Here is a 15,527-nt window from a genome sequence, read left to right on the forward strand (position 1 = left end):
GGAACCCCTCTGTCCGCCGCAGGTGCGGATGTGTGGCGCGCCTGCGCGCCAAGGCGCTTCACGTGCGAGCTGAACAAGGGGTCCCGGGCACAAGGCCCGGGATGACGGTTTTGGGTGGGGTAAGGGCGTTTGGGCAGTCACGGTAAACACCCCGGCAAACACTGTGACAGCACCGCGAAGTTTTCGTGAAATAGCAGCGCTTCAGGACCAGGATTAGCCAGTCGTTAGGCCAGAAATGGTCCATCCGGCCCCGAGTAATTGGGGTCTTACATGTTCACGTTGCGAGACACGGTTTCGTCGCTGGCGCCGGCCCGGGCCGACGACCTGGGCAAGACGCTGTACGAGCGTTTCCGCGAAGAACCCGACACCCTGATCGTGCCCGTGCTGGACGCCGACGACCGGCCGATCGGCCTGGTCGAGCGCAACGCCTTCTTCCTGCGCATGGCCGCCGAGTACGGCCGCGCCCTCTACGCCCTGCGGCCGATCTCGGTGCTGATGGACAACGACCCGCTGGTGGTCGAGGCCGATGTCGAGCTGGCGGCCTTCACCAGCGACAGCCTGTCGTATCGCGCCTCGGACCTGCTGCGCGGCTTCATCGTCACCGACGGCGGGCGCTATATCGGGGTCGGCACGGTGCTGGGCCTGCTGCAGGCGGCCAACGAGACCAACCGCCGGGGCGTCGAGGCCCTGGCCTCCGCCAAGGCCGATCAGGAACGCGCCCACACCTTCATGACCGCCGTGGTCGAGGCCATCCCCTCGATGGTGTTCGTCAAGCGGGCCGACGACCATTCCTACGTGCTGCTGAACCGGGCCGGCGAGAAGATCCTGGGCCACGCCCGCGCCGACATGATCGGCCGCACCGACGCCGACTTCTATCCGCCCGAACAGGCCGCCATCTATCGCCAGCGCGACGCCGAGGTCGCCGCCTCGGGCGAGGTGCGGGTGATCGAGGAGGACCTGGTGCCGCGCAAGGACGGAAGCACGGCCCTGCTGCGCACCAAGAAGATCGCCATCCCCGGCCCGGACGGCGCGGCCGAGTACATCCTGGCGGTCTCGGAAGACATCGCCGAGCGCAAGCGGGCCGAGGCCCAGATCGCCCGCCTGGCCCACTATGATCCGCTCACGGACCTTCCCAACCGCCTGCTGTTCCAGAAGGACCTGTCGGCCGCCCTGTCGCGCGCCGCGCGGCGCGAGGACCTGGTGGCGGTGCACTGCATCGACCTGGACCGCTTCAAGACCGTCAACGACACCCTGGGCCATCCGATCGGCGACGCCCTGCTGAAGACCGCCGCCGAGCGCCTGCGGGCCTGCGTGCGCGAGGGCGACACCGTCGCGCGCCTGGGCGGCGACGAGTTCGCGGTGGTCCAGTGCGGCCTGACCGACCTCTCCGGCGCCACCCGCCTGGCCGGCCGCATCGTCGAGGCCCTGGCCGAGACCTTCGAGCTGCAGGGCCACCAGGTGATGATCGGCGGCAGCGTCGGGGTGGCCGTGTCGCCCAACGACGGGTCCGACAGCGACGAGCTGCTGAAGAAGGCCGACATGGCCCTCTACCGCGCCAAGGCCGACGGCAAGGGCGCCTTCCACTTCTTCGAGCGCGCCATGGACGAGGCCCTGCAGGCCCGCCGGGCCCTGGAGCTGGACCTGCGCCTGGCCCTGGCCGAGGGCCAGTTCGAGCTGCACTACCAGCCGCTGTTCAACCTGGGCGCCGACAGGGTGACGGGCTGCGAGGCCCTGCTGCGCTGGCGCCATCCCGTGCGGGGCATGGTCTCGCCGGCCGACTTCATCCCGCTGGCCGAGGAGATCGGCCTGATCAACAGCCTGGGCGAATGGGTTCTGCGCGAGGCCTGCCGCGAGGCGGCCGGCTGGCCCGAGCACGTGCGCCTGGCCGTGAACCTGTCGCCCGCCCAGTTCCGCGACAAGCACCTGGTGACCACCGTGGTCTCGGCCCTGGCGGCCTCGGGCCTGGCCGCCGAGCGGCTGGAGCTGGAGATCACCGAGTCGGTGCTGCTGCAGGACACCGCCGGCAACATGTCGATCCTGCACGACCTGAAGGCCCTGGGCGTGCGCATCTCGATGGACGACTTCGGCACCGGCTATTCGTCGCTGAGCTATCTGCGCAGCTTCCCGTTCGACAAGATCAAGATCGACCAGACCTTCGTGCGCGATATCCTCGACGACGCCGACGCCCTGGCGATCATCAAGGCCGTGCTGGACCTGGGCGCCAGCCTGGGCATCACCACCACGGCCGAGGGCGTGGAGTCCGAGGAGCAGCTGGACGAACTGCGCCGCCAGGGCTGCGGCGAGATCCAGGGCTACTTCATCAGCCGGCCCAAGCCGGCGGCCGAGATCGCGGCGATGCTGGGCGTCACCGTCAAGGGCGGCGACAAGGCGCCCGTGATCACCTTCTCCCAACCTTCGGAAACTTTCTCCCATGCGGAGAAGGAGGGGCCCGCGCCGCAGGCGTGGGAGGATGAGGGGGTTCCGAGTCCGACGGCGCGCCGGCAGGGCCGCGAGTGAAGCCGGAGGGGGTTATCCCCGTCTTCGATCGCCAAGCCCCCTAGGCGCCCGCCGCGATCTTCGCCACACACCGGCCCATGCGCATGGTCGGCTATCTCAGAGTTCCGCCCGTCAGGGGCGTGGTGATCGACGGGCCGTCGTCGCAGCGGCTGTTCGAGGCCGGCTGCGACCAGCTGTTCCACGACCGCTGCTACGGCCTGGCGGTGCACAAGCCCGGCCTGGACCAGGCCCTGGCCGTGCTGAAGCCCGGCGACGTGCTGGTCGTGATCAACCTGCACGCCTTCGCCGCCCATTTGGTCGACCTGCTGGAGGTGCTGTCCCGGTTCGAGGCGGCCGGCGTCCACCTGCTGACCCTGGCCGAGGGCATCGACACCCGCGCACCCGGCGGCTTCTTCACCGCCTGCGCCCAACTGGCCGCCTTCCACGACCAGCGGAGGGCCGTGCGGACCATGGAGGAGAAGATCGTGCGGGAAGGGCCGCGGCGATCGGAAGCGACGGGCGCGGCGGAGGAAGCCTGAAGCGGGCCGCCTCCGCGCCGGCCGGCTAGACCTGGGCCAGGCCGCCGTCCACGGCCAGTTCCGAGCCCGCCATGAAGGCCGAGTCGTCCGAGGCCAGGAACAGCACCGCCTTGGCGATCTCGCTCGGCGCGGCGACCCGACCGATCGGCGTCTGGCCCGCCAGGTGGTCCAGCAGGGACTGCTGCTGGGCGGGGTCTGAGCCGGCCAATTCGACCAGGCCCGGCGTCTTGACCGGGCCGGGGCTGACGACATTGACCCGGATGCCGCGATCCTTGAGGTCGAGGGTCCAGCTGCGGGCCAGGTTGCGCACCGCCGCCTTCGAGGCGCTGTACACGCTGAAGGCCGCCGTGCCGGTGCTGGCCGTGGTCGAGCCCGTCAGGATCACGCTGGCGCCGTCGCGCAGCAGCGGCAGGGCCTTCTGCACCGTGAAGATCACGCCCTTCACGTTACGGCCGAAGATGTCATCGTAGTGTTCCTCGGTGATCGCGCCCAGGGGCAGCATGTCGCCGCCGCCGGCGTTGGCGAACAGGGCGTCGATCTGGGCGTGGCGCTGCTGGACGGCGTCGTACAGCCGGTCGATGTCGGCCAGCTTCGACATGTCGGCCTGGACGCCCACCGTCTTGCCGCCGATCGCCTTCACAGCCGCGTCCAGCTCGGCCTGGCGGCGGCCGGCGATGAACACCGCGGCCCCTTCGGCCGCGAACTGGCGGGCGGTCTCCAGGCCGATCCCGCTGGTGCCGCCGGTCACCACCACCACCTTGTTTTCGAACTTGCCGCTCATCTGAAACTCTCCTTGGTCGACGAACCGTTCGTCGTGACGGGAGAGATGCATCTGGAACGATGAGACGAGTAGTCGGCCTCTGTGATACTTAGTGTCCCAAATTTGGGACGATCGCATGCCCGACCTGAACGACTACCTGCTCTACGCGGCCGTGGTGAGCCATGGCGGTTTCGCCCCGGCCGGCCGCGCGCTACGCCAACCGAAGTCCACCCTGAGCCGGCGGATCGCGGCGCTCGAGGCGCGGCTGGGCGTGCGGCTGATCGAGCGCACCACGCGCCGCTTCCGGGTCACCGAGGTGGGCCAGGCCTTCTACGAGCGCTGCCGCATAGTGGCCCTGGACGTGGAGCAGGCCGACGCCGTCGCCGCCGAGGCCAAGAGCGAGCCGCACGGCGTCATCCGCTTCAGCTGCCCCACGGGCCTGGTCGAGACCCTGTCGGCGACCTTTCCGCAATTCCTCGCGCGGTTCCCGAAGGTTCGGCTGCAGGTGATCGCGGTGGACCGGGCCGTGGACCTGATCGACGAGCGGATCGACGTCGCCCTGCGGGTGCGCACCACCCTGGCGACCGACGCGGCCCTGACCATGCGCACCCTGGGCCGGTCGTCCCGCATCCTGGTGGCCGGCCCGCAGATGGCGGCGCGCTGCGACGGCCTGTCAGTGGAGGACGTCGCCGGCCTACCCACCCTGAGCCCCACCGACCAGCCAGGCGAGATCGTCTGGGAGCTGTCCGGCCCGAACGGCGAAGTCCGCGAGGTCCGCCACGAGCCGCGCATGACCTGCGGCGACTTCCTGGCCCTGCGCGACGCCGCCGCCGCCAACGCCGGGATCGCCTTCCTGCCGGACCATGTCTGCCGGGGCGACCTGATCAGCGGCCGTCTGGTGCGGGTGTTCCCCGAGTGGCGGTCGCAGGACGGGATCGTCCACCTTGTGTTCACCACCCGGCGCGGCCTGCCGCCCGCGGTGCGGGCGCTGATCGACCACCTGGCCGCCGTGTTCAGCCGCGACCGGCCGGTCGGCTAGGCGATCTGCGCGAGCGCCGCGCCCAGTTCCTCGACCATCTCCGGCGTCGTGGCCCAGGAGCACATGAAGCGCGCGGTGCCGTCCAGGAAGCGATAGACGAACCAGCCTTTCTGGCGAAGCCGCTCCAGGGCCTGGTCGTCCATGTCGACGAACAGGCCGTTGGCTTCGACCGGGTGGCGAAGGGGGAAGGGCATCAGGGCGGCCAGCTTCCGGGCCATGGCGTTGGCGTGGGCGGCGCGAGCGGCCCAGGGACCGCCGTCCCCGCCTTCGCCCAGCAGGCCCAGCCACGGGGCGGCCAGGAACCGGCCCTTCGAGACCAGCTGGCCCGCGTGCTTGAGGCGGGCGTCCAGGCGCTTGCCCAAGGCCTTGTCCAGGAACACCACGGCCTCGGTCGGGGTCGAGCCGGCCTTGGTGCCGCCGATCACCAGGATGTCGACGCCGATCTTCGGCACGGCGCGGAGGTCGAAGCCCGCCGCCACCGCGTTGGCCAGGCGTGCGCCGTCCAGGTGCACGCCGTGGCCCTTGGCCTTCACCGGCGCGATCAGGGCGGCCAGGTCGTCGGCGGAATAGACCGTGCCGTATTCGGTGGCGTTGGTCAGGGACAGGGCGGCGGCCGGCTGGCGGTACGAGACGTCGGGCTCGTTCAGGGCCAGCTCCAGCCCGGGCAGGGCGATCTTGCCCGAGGCGCCGGCCAGGCCGATCAGGCCCACGCCCTGGCCGAAGAAGCCCGGCGCGCCGGTCTCGTCGGTGCAGATGTGGGCGTGCTCGTGGGCCAGCACCGCTTCGTGCGGACGGGCCAGGCAGGTCAGGGCGAAGGCGTTGGCCGCCGTGCCCGAGGCGGTGAACCGCACCTCGGCGTCGGTGTCCAGCAGGGCGCGGATGCGGTCGGCGGCCGCCGCGCTGACATGGTCGGTTCCGTAGCCCGAGGCCGTGCCCGCATTGGCGGCGACGATCGCCTCGATGACTTCCGGCATGGCGCCGGCGACGTTGTCGGAAGCGAAGTCGTAGCGGGCCATTCAGGTCCTCAGGGAGCGGGCGGGTTCTCTGGGAAGGCCGGACGGCCAGGCTCGATCCGATGCCACGGCTGGGCCTCGCTCGTCCAGAGATGGATGGCCGGCTCCAGGAGCGACGGGTCGTCCAGGCTGCCCGCCTTGACCGGGTAGAAGGGGAAGACGCCCTCGGACCACAGCGGCGAGCCGCAGTCGCCGCAGAACACCTGGTTCACCTCGCCGCCGCTGCCGCCCTTGCGGGCGTAGTGCTTGGGCTGGCCCTTGGTGACGACGAAGCCGCTCTTCGGGGCCAAGGCCACCGAGTTGGGACCGCCGCCGGTGGAGTATTGGCACTGCCGGCAATGGCAGACCCCCGAACCCATCAGGTCGCCGGTGATCTCGTAGCGGATCGCGCCGCACTGGCAGCCGCCCTGGATGGCCATGGTGTTCGCTCCCTTTGATCGGCCTCGGCGGGCCGTTGGGAGGCAGAGTGCACGAAGAACGTCGTTTGCTCTATCGCTCCCCACAGTCCCAAACGGTTGTCATCCCGGAAGCCTCGCAGAGGCTGTCCGGGAGCCAGGGGACTGGGCGGATGCGGTGCAGTTCATCTGGGTCCCGGACAAGCGCTGCGCGCTTTCCGGGATGACAACCCAAGGGATCAATCAAACACGATCACCGACCGCGCCAGCTCCCCGCGCTTCAGTTCGTCGAAGGCCGAGTTGACCTCCTCCAGCCTGATCCGGCGCGAGATCAGCTCGTCCAGCTTCAGCTTTCCGGCCATGTAGGCGTCGACCAGGCGCGGCATGTCGACCGGGAAGCGGTTGGAGCCCATGTAGCTGCCCTGGATCCTGCGCTCGCCCAGGAAGTCGACCCCGTGCAGCTCGATCTTGGTGCCGACCGGGATCATGCCGATCACATTGGCCGTGCCGCCCCGGCGCAGCATCTTGAACGACGCTTCGGCGGTGGCCTTCAGGCCGATGGCCTCGAAGCTGTGCTGCACGCCGCCGCTGGTCAGCTCGACCACCGCCTTGGCCACGTCGTCGACGGCGCCGGCGTCGATCACGTCGGTGGCCCCGAACGTCTTGGCCAGTTCCAGCTTGGCCGGCACCCGGTCGATGGCGATGATCCGGCCGGCGCCCGCGATGGCCGCCCCGTTTATCGTGGCCAGGCCGACGCCGCCGCAGCCGATCACGGCCACCGTCTCGCCCGGGCGGACGTTGGAGGTGTGGACCACCGAGCCGACGCCGGTCATCACCGAACAGCCGATCAGGGCGGCGCGGTCGAACGGCATGTCCTTGCGGATGGCCACGCACGCATGCTCGTGCACCAGCATCATCTCGGCGAACGACGACAGGTTCAGGAACTGGGCCATCTTGGTGTCGCCCGTTCTTTCGCCATTTGGCCCGGACAGGTCCTCGCGGAACAGGCGCGGCTCCTCGCCCTTGCCACGCTTGGTCTCGGGGCTGATGCAGAGGTTCATGTGCCCGGTCAGGCAGACCTCGCAGTGGCCGCAATAGGGGTTGAGGCAGGTGATCACGTGGTCGCCGACCTTGACCGTGCGGACCTCGGACCCGACCGCCTCGACGATCCCGGCGCTCTCGTGGCCCAGCACGGCGGGCAGCGGGTGGGAGTAGGAGCCTTCGACGAAGTGCAGGTCGGAATGGCAGACGCCGGCGGCCTTGGTGCGGATCAGCACCTCGCGCGGGCCTGGCTTGCCGATCGAGACGTCCTCGATCTGGAGCGGCTTGCCCACTTCGCGCAGAACGGCGGCCTTCATCGGCGATCTCCCTTGTTGTTGCGGGAGACCCTAGCGGGAGGGCGGGGGGCGAAGGAAGGGGCTATTCGAACAAATGTTCGAATAGCCTCGGCGCGCGTGGCTCCTAGGCCGCCAGCTGGACCTTGCGTTCGGGCAGCACGGCGTCCACGGCCAGCAGCACGATCATGGCCGCCTCGGTGGTGATCACCGCCGAGACCAGGGTCGAGGCGACGTCCTCGCCCAGCGGCGGGGGCGGGCTGATGCTGTCGGCCGGGACGATGAAGCTGTCGCAGACCGCGTCGACCAGCAGGCCGGCGACGTCTTCGTGATGCTCGACCACGATGATCACCTGGCGGGCGCTGTCGGCGGCCACGCCCTTGCCCAGGCGTTCGGAGAGGTCGATGACCGGCATGACCTGGCCGCGCAGGTTGATCACGCCGCGCACATAGGGCGGAGCGTCGGGCAGCGGGGTGGCGGGGGTGACGCCGCGGATCTCGCGGACCGCGCCCACGGGCACGCAATAGGTCTGGGTTCCGACTTCGAACGACAGGATCTGCAGATCCTGGCCGGCCGTGTAAGCCACGTTCCTGGACATCGGCGGGTCGCCTTCAAGCTTGTCTGCGCCCGTTCTGGGCGCCGTCTTGATCCCAGCTTCACGCGGAAAGGTGAATAAATCCGCCTCGAATTCAACGATTTGAGTCTCGAGGGCGCCCGGCGAAGCTGACGGCCTCGTTCAGCCTGCGTTCAGCCGCCGGGGCGGAGGATGGGTCCCAAGATGGAGACGGACCTGTCGGAACGCCTCTCCAGAGAGGACACGAGCGTCATGAACCGCAATCTGAAGACCCTGATCGGCCGCGCGACGGCCGGCGTCGCCGCCCTGGCCCTGGTCGCCGGGGCGACCGGCGCCTCGGCTCAAGGCTACCGCCACGGCGGCTATTACGGCCACGGCCATGGCCACCACGACAACGACGCGGGGGTGGCCATCGCCGCCGGCGTCGTCGGCCTGGCCCTGGGCGCGGCGATCGCGGGCAACGGCAACAACCACTACCGCAGCGGCTACAGCTACGGCTACGCCCCTCCGCCGCCGCCCCCGCCGCGCTACTACGGCGGCTACGCCCCGCGCCCGTACGGCTATGGCTACGGCCGCGACTGCTGGACCACGCGCGAATACGACCCCTATCGCGACGCGGTCTATTCGCGGACGGTGTGCCGGTAACGGCTGATCGATCTGGAAACGAAGACGCCCCGGGTTCGCACCCGGGGCGTTTTTGTTAGGTCTGGGCCCGTCCCCAAATCGTTGTCATCCCGGAAGCCCCGCAGGGACTGTCCGGGACCCAGGGGACTGGGCTGGCGCCTTGCGGTTCACCTGGGTCCCGGACAAGCGCTGCGCGCTTTCCGGATGACACCCATGGGGTGGGCGTGGAGATCAGCCCTGCGCCGCCCGCAGCCGCTCCAGGTACTGCGGGTGCAGTTCCTGGTTGGCCGCCAGGATCGAGGCGCCGTCGACGGGATTGCCGTGTTCCTCGATCGTGGAGACCTTGCCGCCGCTCTCGGTGACCATCAGCACGCCGGCGGCCACGTCCCACGGCTTGAGGTTCCGCTCCCAGAAGCCGTCGAAGCGGCCGGCGGCCACCCAGGCCAGGTCCAGCGAGGCCGCGCCGAAGCGCCGCACGCCCGAGACCTTCTGGCTGATCTGGTGCAGCTCCTTCAGGAACTGGGCGTGGCCGGGCTTGCCCAGGAACGGGATGCCGGTGGCGATCAGGCTTTCGTCCAGGTGACGGCGAGCCGCGACGCGCAGGCGCTTCTCGGCGCCCAGGAACGCGCCCTTGCCCTTCTCGACCCAGAACAGGTCGTTGGTGATGGGGTTGTAGGTGACGCCGGCCACCACCTCGCCCTCGCGCTGCAGGGCGATGTTGACCGCGAAGTGCGGGATGCCGTGCAGGAAGTTGGTGGTGCCGTCCAGCGGGTCGACGATCCAGGTGTGGGTCTTGTCGGTGCCCTCGACCAGGCCGCGCTCCTCGCCCAGGAAGCCGTAGCCGGGGCGGGCCTTCTCCAGGATCTCGAAGATCACCTGCTCGGCCTTCTGGTCGGCGGCGGTGACGAAGTCGGCGGGACCTTTCTTGGACACCTGCAGCTCGGTGACTTCGCCGAAGTCACGGGCCAGGCCGCGCGCTGCCTTACGCGCAGCGTCGATCATCACGTTCAGGAGGGCGGAAGCGGTGGCCAATCTGGATGTCCTTCAAAGGTCCCCCTACGCAGCGTCATGGGAGTGACGGCGGGGGATATGCGTGCGGGCGGATAGAAAGATCGGGAAAGTGGGCGCGATACCTAGTCGCCTGGGCCGCCGAAAGCAAGGCGAGGGGATTTTGTCGCGACCTAGCCGTTCGGTCGCTGTTGTCGCCGGAGAACGTGGCCGATCACCCAGGCGATCGTGCCCAGGGCCGTCAGGGCGAACCCCAGGACCAGTCCGATGACGATCCAGGTCGCGACGCGGTTGATGTCCTGCGGCGCGGCGTCGGCCGTTCCAGGCGGCATCTTCACGGTCACCTGAACCGTGAAGAGCGGGACGATCAGATAGAAGATCACGCCCAGCGCCAGAAAGGCCAGGACGGCGAGTTTCCATTTGGCGCGCATGGCTTTCGTCTCCCCCGAGGCCCGAGACAGCTTGACCAGCTTCACGCCGTTCCACAACCGTCGGCGGATTTTTCGCGCCGCCGTGTCACATCCGTGACGCCTGTCTCGTCCTGTCCCTGAACAACGGAGGGCACGACGATGCGTTGGGTGAAATGGATCCTGCCGGCGATCCTGGCGATCAACGGCGCGACGATGATGCTGGTCCCGGCCTGGTGGTATCCGCGCGTTCCGGGGGTGATCGAGACCGGGGCGTTCAACGACCACTTCGTGCGCGACATCGGGGCCGCCTTCCTCGCCTGCGCCCTGGCCATGGGCTGGGCGCTGAAGGACCCGGTGCGAGGCCTGGGCGCGGCGGCGGCCTCGGCGACCTTCCTGTGCCTGCACGCGGTGATCCACCTCATCATGCCGTTCTGCGGGACCAGCGTGCCATGGCCGCTGCTGGCCCGCGACTTCCCCGGCGTGTTCCTGCCGGCGATCCTCAGCGTCCTGATCGTGCGCTCGTGCCGGCGACGCGCCGCCAAGGCGGAGGCCTGAGCCATGCTGACCTGGCTGATGCTGAGCGCGGTGCGCCGCCTGGAGCGCCGCTACGACTACGAGGCCAGCTACATCCGCGCCCTGGCGGCGGCCAGCCCCAAGGCGCTGATGGCGTTCTCGGGCGTCGGGCGGCTGCAGGGCTTCCGCGAGGGCGCGCCGCCCGAGGCGATCGCCGCTGCGGCCCTGGCCGGCACGCTGAACGAGGACTGCGGTCCCTGCACCCAGATCGTCGTGCGCCAGGCCGAGGAGCGGGGTGTCTCGCCCGCGATCCTGGCGGCGATCCTGTCCGGCGACGGCGAGGCCATGGGGCCGGACGCGGGCCTGGCCTTCGGCTTCGCCCGCGCCAGCCTGGCCCGCGACCTGGAGAGCAGCGAGGACCTGCGCGACGAGGTGGTGGCGCGGTGGGGCCGGAAGGGACTGGCCGCCATCGCCCTGGCCTTGGCGGCGGCGCGGGTCTATCCGACGGTGAAATACGCGCTGGGCTACGGCAAGGCCTGCTCCAAGGTCACGGTCGGCGGGCGCGCGATAGCGGTGCGGGCATGATGGACGCTTTGGGCAAGGACGGGGACACGATCTTCGAAGATCGGCGCGGGGCGATGACCGGCCTGGCCTATCGCATGCTGGGCTCGCGGGCCGACGCCGAGGACGTGGTGCAGGACGCCTGGATCCGCTGGCGCGGCGTCGAACCCGGCGAGATCTCCAATCCCGCCGGCTTCCTTAACAAGGTGGTCACCCGCCTGTGCCTGGACCGGCTGAAGTCGGCCCGGGCCCGGCGCGAGGTCTATGTCGGCGAATGGCTGCCCGAGCCGGTGGTCGACGAGGACCACGAACGCCTGGGCGAGGACCTGTCGGTGGCCTTCCTCCTGGCCCTGGAGCGGCTGACCCCGCTGGAGCGCGCGGCCTTCCTGCTGCACGACGTCTTCGACGCGTCGTTCGCCGACGTCGCCAAGACCCTGGGCCGGACCGAGGCCGCCTGCCGCCAGCTGGCCGCCCGGGCCCGCGAGCACGTCAAGGCCGGCAAGCCCCGCTACCACCCCAGCGCCGAGGAGGAGCAGCGCCTGACCGGCGCCTTCCTGGCCGCCGCCATGACCGGCGACGAGGCCCTGCTGCGCGGCGTCCTGGCCCAGGACGTGGTCATGCACTCGGACGGCGGCGGCATCGCCAAGGCGACGATGAACCCGGTCTTCGGTCTGGAGAAGGCGATCCGCCTGGTGCTGGGCATCAAGAAGAAATGGCCGGCCCCCGAGGGTACGGACGCGCGCCTGGCGCGGATCAACGGCGCGCCCGGCATCGTGTTCAGCCACGACGGCGTGGTGTTCCAGACCATGGGCCTGGAGATCGTCGACGGTCGCATCGCCGCCGTCTACACGATGCGCAATCCGGAAAAGCTGGCGCGGCTGAATTCCTGAGGCCTAAGGCAAAGCCACCTTCGGCAGGGTGTCCCGGGTCTCGCAGGCCACGCGGCCCGCGCCGCCGGCGGCGCCCTTGATGTCCTCGATCTTCTCGCCCTTGCGCCAGCCCTTGGGCAGGCCCTGGTCGCCCGAGAAGTCCATGCCCAGGTCGATCCACTTGTCGGCGGCGCAGTCCAGGGCGAACAGCATGATCGGGCCCTTGCCGCCCGGCCAGCCCTTGTAGGGGCCGTTGGGCCGGCCCTCGGCGATGCGCAGCACCACCAGGCCGGACGTCTCGTCCACCCTCAGGAAGTCCGCGTCGTAGAAGGTCTTCGCCTCGCCGGGCGAGGGCTTCCAGTTCTCGGCCCAGGTCATCGTGGCGGCGGTCGCCGCCAGGCCCAGGGCCGTTACGCCAAGCAAACACAGACCAAGCCGCCGCATGGGCGTCCTCCCCGTATTTTATCGTTGGCAGGAGGCTACGCCCGTCAAGCTTGAGCGGCAAGTTCCGCGAACGGCGTTACGCGACTGAGGCGTCGTCGTCGGGGAACAGCCGGCCGATCAGCGCGCCCTGGCCGGACTGCAGCACGTGGGCGTCGGTCAGGGGGATCCAGAAGCACTCCAGGCGGGTCGGAGGCTCCAGCCCATCGTGGTCCTCGATCGCCGGCCAGCGCTCGGGCAGAGGCGCGGTCGGCCGGGCCAGGAAGAAGACGCGGTGCTGGATCTCGAACCGATGGGGCGTGATGTCGTACTCGGCCTCGCCCAGGTCGCCGAGGATCTCGAAATCCTGGCGGCCGGTCTCCTCCCGCAGTTCGCGCAGGGCGGCGGCGCGCGGGTCCTCGCCGTCGCGGATCGAACCGCCGGGAACCTGCAGGCCGACGGCGTCGGGTGAATGGTCGGGGTGGCGCAGCACCAGCAGGCGGTCGCGGTCGATGCAGTAGATCACGACCTTGCGCCGCCGCGCCTTCATCGCGCGGCAAGCCCTTCGGCGATGGCGGCGTTGAGCGCCGCGACGCCGGCGGCGGGACCGTCCGGGTGTTTCCAGACACCGGCCGAGACGGCCAGGAAGTCGGCGCCCGCTGTGGCCAGGCCCGCGGCGTTGTCGGCGGTGATCCCGCCGATGGCCACCGAGGGGACCTCCATCGTCTCCTGCCAGATCGACAGGATCTCGGGATCGGCGGTGGTCGGGGCGTCCTTGGTGGTGGTCGGGAAGAAGGCCCCGAAGGCCACGTAGTCGGCCCCGGCCTCGGCGGCCTCCATGGCCAGGTGGCGGCTGTCGTGGCAGGTGACGCCGATCATCGCCGACGGACCCATGATCTTGCGGGCGTCCTTGTAGGGCGTGTCGCTCTGGCCGACATGGACGCCGTCGCAGCCCAGGCGCGCGGCCAGGTCGGGACGGTCGTTGAGGATCACCGCCACGTCGTGCGCGCGGGCGATGGGGGCCAGGGCCTGGACGGCGGCGGCGACCACCTCGTCCGGGGCGTCCTTCAGGCGGATCTGCAGCGCCGCCACGTCGCCGGTGTCGAGCGCCGCGGCCAGGTCGCGGCCGAAGGCGGCCAGGTCGTCGAGGGCCGGCGGGGTGATCAGATAGAGGCGGCAGTCGGTCATGGGCGCCAATTACGCCGATTTGGCCGCTGACGCAGCCCCTTCCGGCCATGGCCGGGGACAGGCGCATGCGCCTGTCCCCCTCGTTCACTTTGTCGCACTGCGAGTCAGTTGCAAAAGCCTCACGCCTCCGCTACATGAGAATGACAATCATCTCGGGTAGGGCGTTCTCCCTTGTACGTCTGCAATTGTAACGGCATTCGCGAGCGTGAAGTCCGCGCCGCCATCGAGGCGGGCGCCACCCGTCCCGCCGAGGTGTTCCGCCACAAGGGCTGCCAGGCCCAGTGCGCCAAGTGCGTCTGCGAGATGCGCCAGATGATCCAGGACAGCCGCGAGGCCCTGGCCTTCGCCGCCGAATAGGTTCTCGTTCCGCTCATCCCGGCGAATGCCGGGACCCAGATGGAATGACTTTGGGCCCGACGCCATGAGCGCCGCCCTCTTTCCAATCAGCCTCTCCGCCTTTGGATCTGGATCCCGGCATTCGCCGGGATGAGCGGATTTGGGGTATTTTCCGCTCACGCGAAGCAGTCTCACGCTTTTCCGTGAGGCTGAGAAACACTTGCAGACATAGCGGTTGAAGCAACCCAGGCGATAGATCAGGGTCCCCTCGATCAATCGAATCTGAGGAGGCCGCCATGCAAGGCGATCCCGGCATCATCCGGCTCTTGAACGCGGTGCTCACCAACGAGCTGACGGCGGTGAACCAGTACTTCCTGCACGCGCGGATGTACGACAACTGGGGCTTCAAGCGCCTGGGCAAGATCACCTACGACGAGTCGATCGGCGAGATGAAACACGCCGACAAGCTGATCAACCGCATCCTGTTCCTGGAAGGCCTGCCCAACCTGCAGGACCTGCACAAGCTGAAGATCGGCGAGACCGTGCCCGAGTGCCTGGCCAGCGACCTTCAGGTCGAGCTGGGCGGCCGCGAGACCCTGATCCCCGGCATCATCCAGTGCGAACAGGCCCGCGACTATGTCAGCCGCGAGCTGCTGCGCGAGATCCTCAGCGACACCGAGGAGCACATCGACTTCCTCGAGATGCAGCTGGGCCTGGTCAAGTCGCTGGGCGAACAGAACTACCTGCAGAGCGCCGTGGGCGAGCTGCCGGCCTAGGATCGTCGATCCCGCGCAAGGCCCTCCCCCTGTGGGGGAGGCGATCGCGCAGCGATCGGTGGGGGGAGTCTCAGGGCGCTCGATCCGGGTTGGGGCCGTCTACCGAATACTCCCCCCCTCCGTCGGCTGCGCCGACACCTCCCCCACAGGGGGAGGACCGCACCATGAACACTCGCGCGTCCTCGTCCAGGCCGCGCGCCCGGTGCTCCGCCCGGATCGCCAGCATACCCGGCGTCAGGACCTCCACCTCCACGAACCCCAGCCGCCGATAGTACGGCGCGTTCCACGGCACCGCGCGGAAGGTCGACAGCGACAGGCCCGCCAGCCCCGCCGCCCGCGCCCGCTCCGCCGCCGCGTCCAGCAAGGCCGCGCCGATCCGGCGTCCCTCGAAGGCCGGCAGCACGTCGATCTGCTCGACATAGGCGTAGGTTTCGACCCGCCGGAACATCACGAAACCCGCGACGGTCCCGTCCTCGACCGCGACGATCAGGCCGCCGTCCGCGATCCGCGCGGCGAGCACCGCCGCGGGGCTGGGCTCGTCCGCCGCCAGGGCGTCCATCAACCCGACGAACCGCTGGGCCGAGGCGCGTTCGAGGGCGCGGATCGTCTCGATCTCGTCGGGCCGGGCGGGGCGGAATTCGACCATGGCGGGCTCACAAACCGTTTCGCCGC

The 15,527-nt window shown here is 69.7% G+C and carries 20 protein-coding genes; 9 read left to right on the forward strand and 11 right to left on the reverse strand.

Annotation, left to right across the window (positions count from 1 at the left end; genetic code table 11):
• Positions 1 to 270 precede the first annotated feature (270 nt).
• Positions 271 to 2,517, forward strand: coding sequence for a bifunctional diguanylate cyclase/phosphodiesterase (locus BR39_RS0100940; protein ID WP_035018054.1), 2,247 nt, complete (start codon positions 271 to 273; stop codon positions 2,515 to 2,517).
• A gap of 83 nt (positions 2,518 to 2,600) precedes the next feature.
• On the forward strand, positions 2,601 to 3,035 hold the full coding sequence (locus BR39_RS0100945; RefSeq protein WP_197026629.1) for a recombinase family protein: 435 nt from the start codon (positions 2,601 to 2,603) through the stop codon (positions 3,033 to 3,035).
• A gap of 25 nt (positions 3,036 to 3,060) precedes the next feature.
• Here BR39_RS0100945 and BR39_RS0100950 read toward each other — a convergent pair whose 3' ends face one another.
• On the reverse strand, positions 3,061 to 3,816 hold the full coding sequence (locus BR39_RS0100950) for an SDR family oxidoreductase (protein WP_029907158.1): 756 nt from the start codon (positions 3,814 to 3,816) through the stop codon (positions 3,061 to 3,063).
• 115 nt (positions 3,817 to 3,931) lie between these two features.
• Between BR39_RS0100950 and BR39_RS0100955 the strand changes: the two genes are divergently transcribed.
• The gene (locus BR39_RS0100955; RefSeq protein WP_029907159.1) at positions 3,932 to 4,834 is read left to right on the forward strand and encodes a LysR substrate-binding domain-containing protein; all 903 of its coding nucleotides are present in this window, start codon (positions 3,932 to 3,934) and stop codon (positions 4,832 to 4,834) included.
• Here the strand turns inward: BR39_RS0100955 and BR39_RS0100960 are convergent.
• From BR39_RS0100960 to BR39_RS0100975, 4 genes are all read right to left on the reverse strand, one after another.
• Positions 4,831 to 5,850, reverse strand: a complete 1,020-nt coding sequence (locus tag BR39_RS0100960; protein WP_029907160.1) for a beta-eliminating lyase-related protein — start codon at positions 5,848 to 5,850, stop codon at positions 4,831 to 4,833. The two genes, BR39_RS0100955 and BR39_RS0100960, sit on opposite strands and share 4 nt — an antisense overlap.
• A gap of 8 nt (positions 5,851 to 5,858) precedes the next feature.
• Positions 5,859 to 6,266, reverse strand: a complete 408-nt coding sequence (locus BR39_RS0100965; RefSeq protein ID WP_029907161.1) for a GFA family protein — start codon at positions 6,264 to 6,266, stop codon at positions 5,859 to 5,861.
• 215 nt (positions 6,267 to 6,481) lie between these two features.
• Entirely contained in the window at positions 6,482 to 7,600 is a 1,119-nt protein-coding gene (locus BR39_RS0100970; protein ID WP_029907162.1) for a Zn-dependent alcohol dehydrogenase, read from the reverse strand.
• A 103-nt stretch (positions 7,601 to 7,703) separates the two neighbouring features.
• Positions 7,704 to 8,174: a chemotaxis protein CheW gene (locus BR39_RS0100975; protein WP_029907163.1), complete on the reverse strand. Its 471-nt coding sequence runs from the start codon at positions 8,172 to 8,174 to the stop codon at positions 7,704 to 7,706.
• 228 nt (positions 8,175 to 8,402) lie between these two features.
• On the opposite strand from BR39_RS0100975, the gene BR39_RS0100980 reads away from it, so the two are divergent.
• On the forward strand, positions 8,403 to 8,795 hold the full coding sequence (locus BR39_RS0100980) for a hypothetical protein (RefSeq protein ID WP_035018069.1): 393 nt from the start codon (positions 8,403 to 8,405) through the stop codon (positions 8,793 to 8,795).
• 210 nt (positions 8,796 to 9,005) lie between these two features.
• Here BR39_RS0100980 and BR39_RS0100985 read toward each other — a convergent pair whose 3' ends face one another.
• Positions 9,006 to 9,806 (reverse strand): inositol monophosphatase family protein, encoded by an 801-nt coding sequence (locus BR39_RS0100985; RefSeq protein ID WP_029907165.1) that lies wholly within the window; start codon positions 9,804 to 9,806, stop codon positions 9,006 to 9,008.
• A 149-nt stretch (positions 9,807 to 9,955) separates the two neighbouring features.
• On the reverse strand, positions 9,956 to 10,213 hold the full coding sequence (locus tag BR39_RS0100990) for a hypothetical protein (RefSeq protein ID WP_156035534.1): 258 nt from the start codon (positions 10,211 to 10,213) through the stop codon (positions 9,956 to 9,958).
• A 138-nt stretch (positions 10,214 to 10,351) separates the two neighbouring features.
• Here BR39_RS0100990 and BR39_RS0100995 point away from each other — a divergent pair, with 138 nt between their 5' ends.
• The 3 genes from BR39_RS0100995 to BR39_RS0101005 are packed head-to-tail and all read left to right on the forward strand — an operon-like array spanning position 10,352 to position 12,156.
• Positions 10,352 to 10,747: a hypothetical protein gene (locus tag BR39_RS0100995; RefSeq protein ID WP_029907167.1), complete on the forward strand. Its 396-nt coding sequence runs from the start codon at positions 10,352 to 10,354 to the stop codon at positions 10,745 to 10,747.
• Between the two features lie 3 nt (positions 10,748 to 10,750).
• The gene (locus tag BR39_RS0101000; RefSeq protein ID WP_029907168.1) at positions 10,751 to 11,290 is read left to right on the forward strand and encodes a hypothetical protein; all 540 of its coding nucleotides are present in this window, start codon (positions 10,751 to 10,753) and stop codon (positions 11,288 to 11,290) included.
• A complete protein-coding gene (locus BR39_RS0101005) occupies positions 11,290 to 12,156 on the forward strand; it encodes a sigma-70 family RNA polymerase sigma factor (RefSeq protein WP_029907169.1) in 867 nt (288 codons plus the stop codon). Before BR39_RS0101000 ends, BR39_RS0101005 begins: the two co-directional genes overlap by 1 nt.
• 3 nt (positions 12,157 to 12,159) lie before the next feature.
• Here BR39_RS0101005 and BR39_RS0101010 read toward each other — a convergent pair whose 3' ends face one another.
• The 3 genes from BR39_RS0101010 to thiE form a co-directional block, all read right to left on the reverse strand.
• Positions 12,160 to 12,579 carry a hypothetical protein gene (locus BR39_RS0101010; protein WP_029907170.1) on the reverse strand — a complete coding sequence of 140 codons (420 nt, stop codon included), beginning with the start codon at positions 12,577 to 12,579 and terminating at the stop codon, positions 12,160 to 12,162.
• Positions 12,580 to 12,655: 76 nt separating this feature from the next.
• The gene (locus tag BR39_RS0101015; RefSeq protein ID WP_029907171.1) at positions 12,656 to 13,105 is read right to left on the reverse strand and encodes an NUDIX domain-containing protein; all 450 of its coding nucleotides are present in this window, start codon (positions 13,103 to 13,105) and stop codon (positions 12,656 to 12,658) included.
• Complete coding sequence (gene thiE, locus BR39_RS0101020; protein WP_029907172.1) at positions 13,102 to 13,743, reverse strand: thiamine phosphate synthase; 642 nt, start codon at positions 13,741 to 13,743, stop codon at positions 13,102 to 13,104. Before thiE ends, BR39_RS0101015 begins: the two co-directional genes overlap by 4 nt.
• A gap of 171 nt (positions 13,744 to 13,914) precedes the next feature.
• Here thiE and BR39_RS0101025 point away from each other — a divergent pair, with 171 nt between their 5' ends.
• Together BR39_RS0101025 and bfr are read left to right on the forward strand one after the other, a co-directional pair.
• Positions 13,915 to 14,100, forward strand: coding sequence for a bacterioferritin-associated ferredoxin (locus BR39_RS0101025; protein WP_029907173.1), 186 nt, complete (start codon positions 13,915 to 13,917; stop codon positions 14,098 to 14,100).
• A 275-nt stretch (positions 14,101 to 14,375) separates the two neighbouring features.
• Positions 14,376 to 14,855, forward strand: a complete 480-nt coding sequence (gene bfr / locus BR39_RS0101030) for a bacterioferritin (protein ID WP_029907174.1) — start codon at positions 14,376 to 14,378, stop codon at positions 14,853 to 14,855.
• Between the two features lie 70 nt (positions 14,856 to 14,925).
• On the opposite strand, the gene BR39_RS0101035 is transcribed toward bfr, so the two are convergent.
• Entirely contained in the window at positions 14,926 to 15,501 is a 576-nt protein-coding gene (locus BR39_RS0101035) for a GNAT family N-acetyltransferase (protein ID WP_081916452.1), read from the reverse strand.
• Between the last annotated feature and the right edge of the window lie 26 nt (positions 15,502 to 15,527).

It is taken from the genome of Caulobacter sp. UNC358MFTsu5.1, from assembly GCF_000712075.1.
Taxonomy (GTDB): domain Bacteria; phylum Pseudomonadota; class Alphaproteobacteria; order Caulobacterales; family Caulobacteraceae; genus Caulobacter.

What these genes read in the sequence shown, in the direction of transcription:
- BR39_RS0100940 (WP_035018054.1), top strand. Translation starts at nt 271, where the DNA reads ATGTTCACGTTGCGAGACACGGTTTCGTCGCTGGCGCCGGCCCGGGCC.
- BR39_RS0100945 (WP_197026629.1), top strand. Translation starts at nt 2,601, where the DNA reads ATGGTCGGCTATCTCAGAGTTCCGCCCGTCAGGGGCGTGGTGATCGAC.
- BR39_RS0100950 (WP_029907158.1), bottom strand. Translation starts at nt 3,816, where the DNA reads ATGAGCGGCAAGTTCGAAAACAAGGTGGTGGTGGTGACCGGCGGCACC.
- BR39_RS0100955 (WP_029907159.1), top strand. Translation starts at nt 3,932, where the DNA reads ATGCCCGACCTGAACGACTACCTGCTCTACGCGGCCGTGGTGAGCCAT.
- BR39_RS0100960 (WP_029907160.1), bottom strand. Translation starts at nt 5,850, where the DNA reads ATGGCCCGCTACGACTTCGCTTCCGACAACGTCGCCGGCGCCATGCCG.
- BR39_RS0100965 (WP_029907161.1), bottom strand. Translation starts at nt 6,266, where the DNA reads ATGGCCATCCAGGGCGGCTGCCAGTGCGGCGCGATCCGCTACGAGATC.
- BR39_RS0100970 (WP_029907162.1), bottom strand. Translation starts at nt 7,600, where the DNA reads ATGAAGGCCGCCGTTCTGCGCGAAGTGGGCAAGCCGCTCCAGATCGAG.
- BR39_RS0100975 (WP_029907163.1), bottom strand. Translation starts at nt 8,174, where the DNA reads ATGTCCAGGAACGTGGCTTACACGGCCGGCCAGGATCTGCAGATCCTG.
- BR39_RS0100980 (WP_035018069.1), top strand. Translation starts at nt 8,403, where the DNA reads ATGAACCGCAATCTGAAGACCCTGATCGGCCGCGCGACGGCCGGCGTC.
- BR39_RS0100990 (WP_156035534.1), bottom strand. Translation starts at nt 10,213, where the DNA reads ATGCGCGCCAAATGGAAACTCGCCGTCCTGGCCTTTCTGGCGCTGGGC.
- BR39_RS0100995 (WP_029907167.1), top strand. Translation starts at nt 10,352, where the DNA reads ATGCGTTGGGTGAAATGGATCCTGCCGGCGATCCTGGCGATCAACGGC.
- BR39_RS0101000 (WP_029907168.1), top strand. Translation starts at nt 10,751, where the DNA reads ATGCTGACCTGGCTGATGCTGAGCGCGGTGCGCCGCCTGGAGCGCCGC.
- BR39_RS0101005 (WP_029907169.1), top strand. Translation starts at nt 11,290, where the DNA reads ATGGACGCTTTGGGCAAGGACGGGGACACGATCTTCGAAGATCGGCGC.
- BR39_RS0101010 (WP_029907170.1), bottom strand. Translation starts at nt 12,579, where the DNA reads ATGCGGCGGCTTGGTCTGTGTTTGCTTGGCGTAACGGCCCTGGGCCTG.
- BR39_RS0101015 (WP_029907171.1), bottom strand. Translation starts at nt 13,105, where the DNA reads ATGAAGGCGCGGCGGCGCAAGGTCGTGATCTACTGCATCGACCGCGAC.
- thiE (WP_029907172.1), bottom strand. Translation starts at nt 13,743, where the DNA reads ATGACCGACTGCCGCCTCTATCTGATCACCCCGCCGGCCCTCGACGAC.
- bfr (WP_029907174.1), top strand. Translation starts at nt 14,376, where the DNA reads ATGCAAGGCGATCCCGGCATCATCCGGCTCTTGAACGCGGTGCTCACC.
- BR39_RS0101035 (WP_081916452.1), bottom strand. Translation starts at nt 15,501, where the DNA reads ATGGTCGAATTCCGCCCCGCCCGGCCCGACGAGATCGAGACGATCCGC.